This is a genomic window from Actinomadura chibensis NBRC 106107 (genome assembly GCF_001552135.1).
GTDB lineage: Bacteria > Actinomycetota > Actinomycetes > Streptosporangiales > Streptosporangiaceae > Spirillospora > Spirillospora chibensis.
In genome coordinates this window covers 405,228-417,487 of the sequence record NZ_BCQP01000010.1, presented here as the reverse complement: position 1 = coordinate 417,487, position 12,260 = coordinate 405,228, and the positions used below count along the sequence as shown (strand labels likewise).

Below are 12,260 nucleotides of genomic sequence, written 5' to 3'. Positions count from 1 at the left end.
GGGCGAATCCGCACGCCACGCCGCGACTTTGCCAAGGACGCGGGGGAACCGGCGGGAGATGGCTACCGTTCTCGTAAGACAGACGAACACGTTGCGGGCGCACGGGACCCGCACGGGCCGATACGGAGGTAGACACAGTGGGAGTCAGTCTGAGCAAGGGCGGCAACGTCTCGCTGACCAAGGAGGCTCCGGGACTGACCGCCGTCGTGGTCGGCCTCGGCTGGGACGTCCGGACCACGACCGGGACCGACTTCGACCTCGACGCCAGCGCGCTGCTGTGCTCGGCCGAGAACAAGGTCCTGTCGGACCAGCACTTCGTGTTCTTCAACAACCTCAAGAGCCCCGACGGGTCCGTCGAGCACACCGGCGACAACCTCACCGGCGAGGGCGAGGGCGACGACGAGCAGATCAAGGTGAACCTGTCCGGCGTCCCCGCCGAGGTCACCAAGATCGTGTTCCCGGTGTCGATCTACGACGCCGACGGCCGGCAGCAGAACTTCGGCCAGGTCCGCAACGCGTTCATCCGGGTGGTGAACCAGGCCGACAACAGCGAGATCGCGCGCTACGACCTGTCGGAGGACGCCTCGACCGAGACCGCGATGGTGTTCGGCGAGCTGTACCGCAACGGCGCGGAGTGGAAGTTCCGCGCGGTCGGCCAGGGGTACGCCTCGGGCCTGTCGGGCATCGCGTCCGACTTCGGCGTGAACGTCTGACCCCGGCCCGGCCCCGATGTCCGAGCCGGGGGGCTCGAGCGGGGCGGGGAGGAGAGCGCGGGGCGGGCGTGACCGAGGGGCGTCCCCGGAGCGGGCCTGGTGGAGGCCGGTCCGGGGACGCCCCTCGTGCACGCCCGGGGTTGGCGGGGCGGCGATCTTCGCCTGCGACAATGGGGGCATGAGCGAGCGCGGGCCGATCGACTACTGGCTGTCGGACATGGACGGGGTGCTGGTCCACGAGGGCCGCCCGGTCCCGGGGGCGGAGGAGTTCGTCCGGCGGCTGTCGGCGTCGGGCAAGCCGTTCCTGGTGCTGACCAACAACTCGATCTACACGCGGCGGGACCTGTCGGCGCGGCTCGCCGCCGCGGGCCTGCGGGTTCCGGCGGAGGCGATCTGGACGTCGGCGCTGGCGACCGCGAAGTTCCTGGCCGACCAGCGCCCCGCCGGATCGGCGTACGTGATCGGGGAGGCGGGGCTGACGACGGCGCTGCACGAGTCGGAGTTCGTGCTGACCGACATCGACCCCGACTACGTGGTGCTCGGCGAGACCCGCACCTACAGCTTCTCGCAGATCACGCGGGCGATCCGGCTGATCGAGGGCGGCGCCCGGTTCGTCGCGACCAACCCCGACCCGATCGGCCCGTCCCCGGAGGGGTCGCTCCCGGCGTGCGGCGCGGTCGCGGCGATGATCACCCGGGCGACGGGGGTGGAGCCCTACTTCGTCGGGAAGCCGAACCCGCTGATGATGCGGACGGCGCTGAACATGATCGGCGGGCACAGCGAGCGGACCGCGATGGTCGGCGACCGGATGGACACCGACATCGTCGCCGGGGTGGAGGCCGGGCTGGAGACGGTCCTGGTGCTGACGGGCGTGACGCGCGAGGAGGAGATCGCGCGGTTCCCGTTCCGGCCGCACCGGGTCGTCGCGTCGATCGCGGACCTGCTCGACCTGGTCTGACCGGGGGCGGGGAGCCGGTGGCGGCGGCGATGCGGATGATCCGGGAGGGCGGGACGCGGGAGCTGGAGGTCCGCAGGTCCCGGTTCGTGTGCACGCTCGCCCGGGTGGCGGGGGAGGCCGACGCTGCGGCGTTCATCGCCGGGCACCGCCGCGCGCACCGCGACGCCACCCACAACTGCACCGCCTACGTCGTCGGGGAGCACGGCGAGATCACCCGCAGCAGCGACGACGGGGAGCCCGCGGGGACGGCGGGCGTCCCGATGCTGGAGGTGCTGGTCCGCCGCGGCCTGACCGGGACGGCCGCGGTCGTCACCCGCTACTTCGGCGGGGTGAAGCTCGGCGCGGGCGGCCTGGCCCGCGCCTACGCCCAGGCGGTCGGCGACGCGGTCGACGCGGTCGGGGTGGTGGAGCTGCGCCCGGTGGTGACCGTCACCGTGGCCGTGGACCACGCCCTGGCGGGACGGTTCCTCACCGACCTGCACGCCCGCGGCCCGCAGCCGGGCGACGTCCGGTACGGGGCGGGCGTGGAGGCCGACGTGGCGGTCCCGGCGGCCGAGCTGGGGGAGTTCGAGGCGTGGGCGGCGCGGGTCACGGCCGGACGCGCGCGGGTGCGGCGCGGCGCGCCCGGCCACATCGAGGTCCCCGTCACCTGACCGCCCGGCCCACCCCAGCCCGGCCGCGGCGGTGTCAGGGGGTGAGGAACGCCGACAGGACGGGCGCGACCGCGTCCGGCGCGACGTCGTGGGTCTGCCCGGGCAGGGTGCGGTGCGTCCCGGCGGGCAGGAGCGCGGCGGTGCGGGCGGCGATGTCGCGCATCCAGGCCGGGCTGTCGCCGCCGTCCAGGACCAGCGCCGGGACGGTGACGCGGCGCAGGACCTCCTCGGGGACGGCGCCGCCGCTGCCCGCGTCGTCCATCACGGCCGAGTCGTAGGCCAGGGACGGCGCGAGCGCCTCCAGCGCGGGCCACATCGGCGCGCCGCGCATCTGCCGCACGGCGTCCTCGGGCATCCCGACGGCCGTCATGAACAGCGCGACCGCGTCGCCGCGCCGCCCGTCGGCGAGCAGCCCGGTCAGGTCGGTGTGGTAGGCGCGGGCGCGGGTGAGGCGGTCGTCGTGCGGCGGCGAGAACGGCGGCTCGAACACGGCGACGCGGGTGACCGGCAGGCCGTGCGCGGCGGCCCGCAGCGCCAGCGCCGCCCCCGACGACATCCCATACAAGGCGGCGGCGCCGCCCGCGGCGTCGAGGAGGGCGGCGATGTCCTCGATCTCGCGTTCGACGGCGTAGGGCGGGGTGTCGCCGCTGTCGCCGCGCCCGCGCCGGTCGTAGGTGAGCACGGTGTGGCCGGGGGCGAGGAGCGCGGCGAGCGCGGCGCCCGACCCCCGGTCGTTGAGGGCCCCGCCGACGTAGACGAGCGCGGGGCCGTCGCCGGTGCGGTCGTAGGCGATGCGGGTGCCGTCCGCGGATTTCACGATGTCCATGAGGGTGTCCTTCCCAGGTTCCGGCGGATCCCGGCCCCGTGCGGGCGGCCCGCGCGGGCCGCCCGCACGGGGCCGTCACCCCACCGACGAACGGGAAGCCCCGGGACGGACACCCGCGGGCGGCTCGTTCTGCGGGCGGGTGACCTGGTCGAGGCGGCGGGTGAGGTAGCGGCGGTCGGCGTCGTTGCGGGCCAGGTCCAGCGCGCGGCGGTAGGCGCGGGCGGCGCCGGCGCGGCGGCCGAGGCGGCGCAGCAGGTCGGCGCGGGCGGCGGGGAGCAGGTGGTAGCCGTCGAGGGCGCCGGTGCGGTCCAGGTCGTCCAGCAGCGGCAGCCCGGCGGCGGGCCCGCGGGCCATCGCGACCGCGACCGCGTGGTTGAGCCGCACGACCGGGGACGGGACGAGCGGGATCAGCCGCTCGTAGAGCGCGGCGATCTGCGGCCAGTCGGTGGCGTCGGCGGTGGCCGCGGTGGCGTGGCAGGCGGCGATCGCGGCCTGGATCCGGTAGGGCCCGGCGGGCGGGCGCCCGGGGGCGGGGCGCAGCGCGTCCTCCAGGATCTCGACGCCCTCGGCGATCCGCGCCGCGTCCCACCGGGACCGGTCCTGCTCCTCCAGGGGGACCAGGACGCCGTCGGGGCCGGTGCGGGCGGCGGCGCGTGCGTCGTGCAGCAGCATCAGCGCGAGCAGCCCGCGCGCCTCGGGGTCGGCGGGCGGCAGCGCGGCCACCAGCCGGGCCAGCCGGATCGCCTCGGCCGACAGTGCCCGGCGCTGCAGCGCGTCCCCGGCGGTGGCGGCGTAGCCCTCGTTGAACAGCAGGTACAGCACGCCGAGGACCCCGGCGGTCCGCTCGGGCAGCAGGTGCGGCGGCGGGACGCGGTAGGGGATCCCCGCGTCGCGGATCTTGCGTTTCGCGCGGGTGATCCGCTTGGACATGGCGGCGTCGTCGACGAGGAACGCGCGGGCGATCTCGGCGGTGCCGAGCCCGCCGAGGACGCGCAGGGTCAGCGCGACGCGGGCGTCCAGGTTCAGGGCGGGGTGGCAGCAGGTGAAGACGAGCCGGAGCCGGTCGTCGCCGAACACGCCCCCTCCCTCGCCTTCGCTCCCGCCCTGGTGGGGGTGGCGTGCGCGGTCGGCCGCGGCCTCGGCGAGTCTGCGGGCGCCGGTGGCGTCGCGGCGGAGCCGGTCGCGGGCCCGGTTGCGGGCGGTGGTGGTCAGCCACGCGCCGGGCCGGGACGGGACGCCGTCGCGGGGCCAGCGTTCCAGCGCGGCGGCGAAGGCGTCCTGGGCGCACTCCTCGGCCAGGTCCCAGTCGCCGGTCATCCGGATGAGGGTGGCGACGACCTGCCCCCGTTCGGCGCGGAACGCCTCCGCCACGGCCCGCTCCGCGTCCCGCGCGGCGCCCGGCTCGACGCCCGGCTCGGCGGTCACGCCGTCCCGGGGGCCGTGTCGGGGTCGGTCCCGGGGGGCGGTTCGGGGTCGAGGACGGGGCGGATCTCGATCTGGCCGAGCTCGGCCCAGGGGTGCCGGGCGGCGATCTCGACGGCCTCGTCCAGGCCGCCGCACTCGATGAGGGTGAACCCGCCGATCTGGTCCTTGGTCTCGGCGAACGGCCCGTCGGTCAGCAGCACCTCGCCGCCGCGGACCTTGACGGTGGTGGCCTCGTCGGCGGGCCGCAGCCCGGCGCCGCCGCGGACGACGCCGCGCCGGTCCATCTCCCGCGACCAGCCGCCGCAGCCGGTCGCGGCGGCCTCGGCGGGGTCGGTCCCGGCGGTCTCGTCGCTGCAGATCATCAGGACGTAGCGCACGGATTCCCCTCTCCCCGGTGCCCGGCGCGTTCGTGGTCGTGTTCGCGGACGGGGGGCGTCGCCCCCGGGCATGCAGGATGTCAGACGGGTGCGCCGCCCGCGAGGACACCCCGCGCCCGCGATGTCCGACACGTCGCGCCTTCCCTGGAAACGCCGCGTCGGACGGGGCGGGCGTCGTGTAGCATCACCCGGCGATGACCAGCAGTTTCCTCCTCCGGGACCAGGTGCGGGCGCGGATCCTCGACGCCGCGGCGGCGGTGCTGACCGGGCGGGACGGCCCGGCGAGCATGGCCGACGTCGCCCGCGCCGCCGGGGTGCCGCGCGACACCCTGGACCGCTACTTCCCGACCCGGGAGGCGCTGCTGTGCGCCCTGGCCGAGGCGGCGCTGGCCGACCTCGCCGGGCGGCTCGCCGACGCGCGGCTGGACACCGTCCCGATCGAGGACGCCGTCGCCCGGATGACCAGCGCGACGATCGCCGTGGCCGTCCGCTACCGGGCGCCCGGCCTGTTCGGCGGGACGCCGGCGGAGGCGCGGCGGGCCGAGCGGGGACTCGCGGGGCCGCTGCGGGCGGTGTTCGAGCGCGGCGCGCGGTCGGGCGCGTTCCGCCGCGACGTGCCCGTCCACACCCTGGCCGAGCTGTACTTCAGCATGCTGGAGGGCGTGGTGTCGCGGGTCGTCGGACGGCGCCTCGGCGTGGAGGAGGCGAGCGCGTCGGTGACGACGCTGTTCCTGTCGGGCGCCCTGGCCCCCAGGCCGCCCGGCCCCCGCTGACCACGCCCCGCGAGACCCCGGCCCGCCGGACGCGGAGGGGTCAGCCGCCGAGGCTTTCCAGGGCGACGTCGAGGCGCTGGGCGAGGCTTTCGATCTGCTCGTCGTTGGCGCCGGTGTCCAGTTCGGCGATCACGGCGTCGCGGGTGGTGAGGACGAGCGCGTCCTCGGGTCCGTCGCTGCGGGACGGGTCGCCGGGCACCACCCTGGCGCGCCCGCCGACGACGACGAGCGCGGCGTCGCGGTCGGGGGAGGCGAGCAGGGCGTGCAGGTGCTCGGAAGTGATCGTCGGCATGGACTGCCCTCCGGGTCTCGACGGTACGGCTGGGACGGCTCGGTTCGGAACGGTGCGGCTCGGTACGGGGGTCAGGGGCGGCGGCCGATGCCGGTGGCGAACTCGCGGGCCCGCATCCGCCCGCCGGTGCCGGGGGACAGCGGCGGGGTGCCGCGGCCCGCGCCGGTGCGCAGGCCCTCCAGGAACTCCTCGATCGCCGCGCGGGCGGAGTGCCGGGGCGTCCAGCCGAGCTCGTCGCGGGCCCGCGCGGTGTCCATGACCGGGACCCGCAGGGCCAGGTCGAGCAGGCCCGGCGAGGCGGGCACCAGGTGCAGCGCCCACGCGGCGGCGACTGCGGCCCGCACCCCCCGCAGCGGCACCCGCACGGTCCGCGCGCCGAGGATGTCGGCGAGCTCGGCGGCGTCCAGGACGGGTTCGGCGGCGATGTTGAACGCGCCGCGCGCGCCGCCGGTGACGGCGAGCCGGAACGCCTCCCCGGCGTCGGCGGAGTGCAGCGCCTGCAGCGTCAGCCCCGGCATGTCCGGGACGACCGGCACCCGCCCCGGCCGCACGAGCCGCCCCGGCAGCAGCGGACCGGCGAACAGCCGCCGCTGCTCGGCCGCGGTCTGCCGCTCGAACACGAACCCCGGCCGGATCCGCACGACGCGGCGGTCCGGGTTGTTCGCCTCGAACACGTCCAGGAGCCGTTCGACGTAGGCCTTTTCGCGGCTGTAGGCGGCGCCGGGCCAGCCGTGCGTCGGCCACGACTCGTCGACCGCGCGGTCCTTCGGGCCGGGGGAGTACGCCCCGACCGAAGACGAGTACACCAGCGCCGGGACGCCCGCCTCGGCGGCGGCGCCGAACACGCGGGAGCTGCCGAGGACGTTGGCGTCCCACGTCACGGCGGGACGGTGCGTCGGCTGGAACAGCCACGCCAGGTGCACCACGGCGTCCGCGCCGCGCATCAGCGGGACCAGGTCGCTGTCGGTGACGTCGGCCTCGGCCCACTCGACCTTGTCCATCCCGTCCGTGTCCGCGCCCAGGCCCGCGTCGGGGCCGGGGCGGCGGCGGGCGAGACCGGTGATCGCGGTGACGGCCGGGTCCGCGGCGAGCGCCCGGACCGTGCGGGTCCCGATGTTGCCGGTCGCGCCGGTCACGACGACGCGCATGGCGGCCTCCCTCCTCAACGCCGCCCCCGCGGACCGTCCCCGCAGGTGGACGGGACCGCCCCATTCCCGCCCCGCGCCGATCTATGCCCGCCCCGGCACGCCCCGCGGGGGCGGGCGGGGGTCAGGCGGGGGTCGGGTCGCCGGGACGGCACCGCTCGCACGGCCGGTACCCGGCGGCGCGGGCGGCGGCCAGGTCGCGGAACCCGCGCCGGTGCGCGGCCGTGATCCGGCGGGCGTCGCCGCAGGTCGGGTAGCACACGATCCCGGTGGTGTCGCTGCCGACCAGCCGGACGCCGCGGCGGGCCAGGTCGGCGGCCGCGTCGACGTCGACGTCCTCGGCGCGCAGCAGCCGCTCCTTGGCGGCGGCGCCGAACACGTACTCGCCGAGCGTCCCGTCCGAGCGGGTGACGCGGTGGCAGGGGATCAGCAGCGGGACGGGGTTGCGGCCCAGCGCCGACCCCACCGCCCGCACCGCCTTCGGCCGCCCGGCCTGCCGCGCCACCCACGCGTACGGGCGGGTCTGCCCGCGCGGGATCGTCGCGGCGGCGCGCAGCACGGCGGCCTCGAAGCCGCTGAGACCCCGCAGGTCCAGCCGCAGCCCGCCGAGCCGCCCGGTGCGCAGCGCGGGCACCAGCCCGGCGGGCGGACGCGCGGCGGGCAGCAGCGGACGCGCGAACCGCGCGCGGAACGCGGCGGCGAACTCGGCGTCGTCCATCCCGGCGCGCAGGAACGCCACGCCGTGGTCGGTGAAGGCGACCTGCACGCCGTCCAGCGGCCCGGGGACGTCGAGGTGGACGCGGCGCGCGGCGACCCGGTCCAGCAGCGACGGCGGCGGCTCGACGGCCAGCGCCGCCAGCTCACCCTCCATCCCGGGGTCCAGACCGGCGTCCGGGCTGGTTTCGGGGCTGGTTTCGGGGGTGCCGCTCGGGTCGAGGGCGGTGTCGTCGTCGTGGTGGTTCATGGGGTGCCCCCTCGCTGGTCAAGGTGCTGCGGTCCGGGGTCTCCCGGGCCGGGACGCGGCCGGGCGCGCAGGTCGCGCAGCCGGGACAGCCCCCGGGAGACGTGCGACTTGGCGGTGCCCTCCGGCACGCCGAGGACGACGGCGATCTCCGCGACCGGCAGCCCGGCGACATGCCGCAAAACCACGGCGGCGCGCTGCGCCCGGGGCAGCTCGGCCAGCAGCGCGGCCAGCTCCCGCCCGGTCTCGTGGCGGGCGGCGGCGTCCTCCACGCCCTCGCCGGGGTCGGGCGGGTCGGGCGCGTCCTCCAGCGGGCCCGGCGGCGGCCGCCGCACCGCCGACCGGACGGTGTTGCGCCACACGTTCGTCAGGATCGTCAGCAGCCACGCCCGCGGCCGCAGCTCCGCGATCCGCGCCGGACCGTACCCGCACAGCGCCCGGTAGGCGCGCAGGAACGCCTCCGCCGCCAGGTCCTCGGCCTCGGCCCACCGCCCGCACAGCCGCAGCGCCGTCGAGAACACCGCGCCCCGGTACGCCTGGTACATGGCCTCGAACCCGGTGTCCAGGTCGCGGGTCAAGGCGGCCACGACCCGCGCGGCCGCCTCGTCCGCGCCCTCCACCCCGCCGTCGGCGGGGGCGGGCCGGGTGCGGGGGAGTTCCTCGTCCGTTACCGTCACATCCGTTCGAACACCGCCGCGCCGCGTCCGGTTGCGTGAGCGGGGCCGGCGCGGCGCGCGGCGGGTCAGCCGAGCCAGCCGGGACGGATCATGCCCGTCTCGTAGGCCAGCACCACCAGCTGCGCCCGGTCCCGCGCCCCGACCTTCGACAAGATCCGGCTGACGTGGGTCTTGGCGGTCGCGGGCGACAGCACCAGCCGCCCCGCGATCTCCTCGTTCGACAGGCCCGCCGCGACCAGCTCCAGCACCTCCCGCTCCCGGTCGGTCAGCGGGTCCAGCCGCTCGGCCGGCGGCGGCTTGGCGATCCGGGCCGCGAACTCGGCGATCAGCCGCCGCGTCACCGTCGGCGCGAGCAGCGCGTCCCCCCGCGCCACCACCCGCACCCCGTGGATCAGCTCCGGCGGCTCGGTGTCCTTCACCAGGAACCCGCTCGCCCCCGCCTTGATCGCGCTGTACACGTAGTCGTCCAGGTCGAACGTGGTGAGGATCACGACGCGGACCGCGTCCAGGCGCGGGTCGGAGGTGATCCGGCTCGTGGCCTCCAACCCGTCCAGGACGGGCATCCGGACGTCCATCAGCACCACGTCGGGACGCAGCTCCGACGCGGCCCGCACCGCCTCCAGGCCGTCGCCGACCTCCGCGACGACCTCGATGTCGTCCTCGCCCTGCAGGATCGACCGGAACCCCGCCCGCACCAGCCTCTGGTCGTCGGCCAGCATCACCCGGATCACACGACCCCCCTCTCCCTCCGGCGGAGGACGCCGCCCCCGGCCCCTCGCGCTCCGTGTCCCCGCACGCGGGGGCCTGTGCGCCGCCGTCGCCGCCGCCCGTGTGCGCCGTCCGCCCGCCAACCGTAGTTCAGACGGGGCCCGTCCCGCGCCGCGTCCGACCTCACCCGACGCCCCCGGCCGCCACACCCGCCGGGCACCCCTGACTTTCGTCAGTAACGGCCCAGATGACCGGCTTGTAGCGTGGACGCGTGAACACCCCCGCGACCCTCGCCCCGGCCCCGGGCCGTCCCGGCGCGGCGGCACGGCTCGCGGAGCTGCGCGCGACGGTCCGCGCCACGGTCCGGCGCCCGTCCCGGACCGCGCTCGTCACCGACGTCCTGCTGTACGCGCTGTTCTCGTTCCCCGTGCTGATCGGCGTCCTGTCGCAGCCGCTCGGCCGCGGACCGGTGCCCTGGGCCGAGATCGCCGGGCTCACCGTCCTGGCCGCCGCCGTCGCGGTCTGCCGCGCCTGGCCGACCGCCGCGCTCCTCGCCGCCATGTGCCTCACCGGCCTGCACGGCAACTACGCGTTCGCCATGCCCGTCCTCGCCTACCTCACCGGGCTGCGCACCGCCCGCGCGCAGCCGCCGCTGCTCGGGTTCGCCGCCGTCCTCGCCGGCGGGGCCGCGCTGTCGGTCGCCCGCGGCGTGAACGTCACCGCCTGGTTCCCCGCGACCGTCTGGCTCGTGCTGCTCGGCGTCCTGCCCTGGCTCGTCGGCCGCTACTGGCGCCAGTACCAGGAGCTCCTGCGCGCCGGATGGGAACGCGCCGAACGCCTGGAGCACCAGCAGCGCATCATCGCCGAACGCGAACGGCTCCGCGAACGCGCCCGCATCGCCCAGGACATGCACGACTCCCTCGGCCACGAACTCGCCCTCATCGCCGTCCGCGCCGGGGCCCTGCAGGTCGCGCCCGGACTCGCCGACCGGCACCGCGCCGCCGCCGCCGAACTGCGCGCCGGCGCCGCCGAGGCCACCGACCACCTCCGCGAGATCATCGGCGTCCTCCGCGACGACACCGGACCCGCCGCACCCGGCACGGCACCCGGTGGGGAGCCCGCAGCGGCGCCGGTGCGGCCCGCGCGGGAGAGCATCCCCGACCTGGTGGAACGCGCCCGCGCGTCCGGCGTCCCCATCGAACTCACCATCGACGCCCCAGACCCCGGCGGCGTCCCGGACGGCCCGCCGGACGCCCGCACACCACCGCCGGAGCCCCCGCCGATGGTCGCGCTCGCCGCCCACCGCGTCGTCCAGGAGGCCGTCACCAACGCCGCCAAACACGCCCCCGGCGCCGCCGTCACCGTCCGCCTCACCCACCGCGGGCCCGGCGACCCGATCACCGTCACCGTCGCCAACCAGCCGCCGCCCGGCGAACCGCCGCTGCTCCCGTCCGGCGGCCACGGACTGACCGGCCTCACCGAACGCGTCCGCCTCCTCGGCGGCACCCTCCACGCCGCCCCCACCCCCGACGGCGGCTTCCAGGTCACCGCCGACATCCCCGCCACCCCCACCACCCCGGCCCCCGACACCGGCACCGGCCCGGACGCGGGGGAGTGGACGTCGGAGTCGGCCCGGCACCTCGCCACCCGGCGCCGCCAGGTCCGCCGCGGCCTGATCACCGCCATCGCCGTCCCCGCCGCGCTCATGACCGTCCTCGGCGGCATCATGGTCGGCTACTACGCCTACACCACCCTCAACTCCGTCCTCGAACCCGCCGACTACGCCGCCCTCCGCGTCGGCGACCCCGAGGACCGCGTCACCGACACCCTCCCGCCGCTGGAGACGCCCGACGCGGACGTCGTCCGGCAGACCGTCCCCGAACCCGCCCACGCCCGCTGCCGCTACTACCGCCCCGACCCCGGCCTCATCGGCACCGGACGCGTCTACCGCCTCTGCTTCGCCGACGGCCGCCTCACCGCCAAGAACTCCTACGACACCGCCCAGCTCAGCGCCGGCCGCACCGACGACCCCGCGCACCGGAAGGACGGCCCGTGATTCGCGTCCTGCTCGCCGACGACGAAGCCATGATCCGCGCGGGCGTCCGCGCCATCCTCACCGCCGACCCCGCCATCGACGTCGTCGCCGAGGCCGCCGACGGCCACGAGGCCGTCGACCTCACCCTCCGGCACCGCCCCGACGTCACCCTCCTCGACATCCGCATGCCCCGCCTCGACGGCCTCGCCGCCGCCGCCGAACTCCGCCGCGCCGCCCCCGCCACCGGCGTCGTCATGCTCACCACCTTCGGCGAGGACGACTACATCGCCCAGGCCCTCGCCGGCGGCGCCAGCGGATTCCTCCTCAAATCCGGCGACCCCCGCGAACTCATCACCGGCGTCCGCGCCGTCGCCGACGGCGCCGCCTACCTGTCCCCGAAGGTCGCCCACCGCGTCATCACCGAACTCGGCGGCGACCGCCTCAGCGGCGGCGCCCGCGCCCGCCGCCGCACCGCCGACCTCACCCCGCGCGAACGCGACGTCCTCGCCCTGCTCGGCGCCGGACTCCCCAACGCCGAGATCGCCGCGCGCCTCCACGTCGTCGAAGGCACCGTCAAGGCCTACGTCAGCGCGATCCTCACCCGCCTGGACGTCCGCAACCGCGTCCAGGCCGCCGTCCTCGCCTACGAGGCCGGACTGGTCGACACCACCACCGGCGCCTTCGACGCGTTCGCCCCCGACCACCGGGCCTAGCCTG

At 76.8% G+C, this 12,260-nt stretch carries 14 protein-coding genes; 6 read left to right on the top strand and 8 right to left on the bottom strand.

Annotation, left to right across the window (positions count from 1 at the left end; genetic code table 11):
• The first annotated feature begins 137 nt into the window (after nucleotides 1–137).
• The 3 genes from ACH01S_RS06620 to ACH01S_RS06610 all read left to right on the top strand — a co-directional run bounded on the left by ACH01S_RS06620 (nucleotide 138) and on the right by ACH01S_RS06610 (nucleotide 2,324).
• A complete protein-coding gene (locus ACH01S_RS06620; RefSeq protein ID WP_067886384.1) occupies nucleotides 138–713 on the top strand; it encodes a TerD family protein in 576 nt (191 codons plus the stop codon).
• Nucleotides 714–891: 178 nt separating this feature from the next.
• The gene (locus ACH01S_RS06615) at nucleotides 892–1,671 is read left to right on the top strand and encodes an HAD-IIA family hydrolase (RefSeq protein WP_067886382.1); all 780 of its coding nucleotides are present in this window, start codon (nucleotides 892–894) and stop codon (nucleotides 1,669–1,671) included.
• A gap of 29 nt (nucleotides 1,672–1,700) precedes the next feature.
• A complete protein-coding gene (locus tag ACH01S_RS06610; protein WP_067886608.1) occupies nucleotides 1,701–2,324 on the top strand; it encodes an IMPACT family protein in 624 nt (207 codons plus the stop codon).
• Between the two features lie 34 nt (nucleotides 2,325–2,358).
• On the opposite strand, the gene ACH01S_RS06605 is transcribed toward ACH01S_RS06610, so the two are convergent.
• From ACH01S_RS06605 to ACH01S_RS06595, 3 genes are all read right to left on the bottom strand, one after another.
• The gene (locus ACH01S_RS06605) at nucleotides 2,359–3,150 is read right to left on the bottom strand and encodes an alpha/beta fold hydrolase (protein ID WP_067886380.1); all 792 of its coding nucleotides are present in this window, start codon (nucleotides 3,148–3,150) and stop codon (nucleotides 2,359–2,361) included.
• A 75-nt stretch (nucleotides 3,151–3,225) separates the two neighbouring features.
• Nucleotides 3,226–4,575: an RNA polymerase sigma factor gene (locus ACH01S_RS06600; RefSeq protein ID WP_067886378.1), complete on the bottom strand. Its 1,350-nt coding sequence runs from the start codon at nucleotides 4,573–4,575 to the stop codon at nucleotides 3,226–3,228.
• Nucleotides 4,572–4,952, bottom strand: a complete 381-nt coding sequence (locus ACH01S_RS06595; RefSeq protein WP_067886376.1) for a YciI family protein — start codon at nucleotides 4,950–4,952, stop codon at nucleotides 4,572–4,574. The genes ACH01S_RS06600 and ACH01S_RS06595 overlap by 4 nt, the downstream gene beginning before the upstream one ends.
• Nucleotides 4,953–5,146: 194 nt before the next feature.
• On the opposite strand from ACH01S_RS06595, the gene ACH01S_RS06590 reads away from it, so the two are divergent.
• Nucleotides 5,147–5,725 carry a TetR/AcrR family transcriptional regulator gene (locus tag ACH01S_RS06590; RefSeq protein ID WP_067886374.1) on the top strand — a complete coding sequence of 193 codons (579 nt, stop codon included), beginning with the start codon at nucleotides 5,147–5,149 and terminating at the stop codon, nucleotides 5,723–5,725.
• Between the two features lie 40 nt (nucleotides 5,726–5,765).
• Here the strand turns inward: ACH01S_RS06590 and ACH01S_RS06585 are convergent, their stop codons facing one another.
• The 5 genes from ACH01S_RS06585 to ACH01S_RS06565 form a co-directional block, all read right to left on the bottom strand.
• Nucleotides 5,766–6,017 (bottom strand): hypothetical protein, encoded by a 252-nt coding sequence (locus ACH01S_RS06585; protein WP_067886373.1) that lies wholly within the window; start codon nucleotides 6,015–6,017, stop codon nucleotides 5,766–5,768.
• A 71-nt stretch (nucleotides 6,018–6,088) separates the two neighbouring features.
• On the bottom strand, nucleotides 6,089–7,165 hold the full coding sequence (locus ACH01S_RS06580; protein WP_067886371.1) for an NAD-dependent epimerase/dehydratase family protein: 1,077 nt from the start codon (nucleotides 7,163–7,165) through the stop codon (nucleotides 6,089–6,091).
• Nucleotides 7,166–7,286: 121 nt separating this feature from the next.
• Nucleotides 7,287–8,126, bottom strand: coding sequence for a methylated-DNA--[protein]-cysteine S-methyltransferase (locus ACH01S_RS06575; RefSeq protein ID WP_246237141.1), 840 nt, complete (start codon nucleotides 8,124–8,126; stop codon nucleotides 7,287–7,289).
• Nucleotides 8,123–8,800, bottom strand: a complete 678-nt coding sequence (locus ACH01S_RS06570) for an RNA polymerase sigma factor (RefSeq protein ID WP_246237140.1) — start codon at nucleotides 8,798–8,800, stop codon at nucleotides 8,123–8,125. Before ACH01S_RS06570 ends, ACH01S_RS06575 begins: the two co-directional genes overlap by 4 nt.
• 65 nt (nucleotides 8,801–8,865) lie before the next feature.
• Entirely contained in the window at nucleotides 8,866–9,531 is a 666-nt protein-coding gene (locus tag ACH01S_RS06565) for a response regulator (protein WP_067886369.1), read from the bottom strand.
• 248 nt (nucleotides 9,532–9,779) lie between these two features.
• Between ACH01S_RS06565 and ACH01S_RS06560 the strand changes: the two genes are divergently transcribed.
• Together ACH01S_RS06560 and ACH01S_RS06555 are read left to right on the top strand one after the other, a co-directional pair.
• Nucleotides 9,780–11,564, top strand: a complete 1,785-nt coding sequence (locus tag ACH01S_RS06560) for a sensor histidine kinase (RefSeq protein ID WP_067886367.1) — start codon at nucleotides 9,780–9,782, stop codon at nucleotides 11,562–11,564.
• Nucleotides 11,561–12,256, top strand: a complete 696-nt coding sequence (locus ACH01S_RS06555; protein ID WP_067886365.1) for a response regulator — start codon at nucleotides 11,561–11,563, stop codon at nucleotides 12,254–12,256. The genes ACH01S_RS06560 and ACH01S_RS06555 overlap by 4 nt, the downstream gene beginning before the upstream one ends.
• Nucleotides 12,257–12,260: the final 4 nt, after the last annotated feature.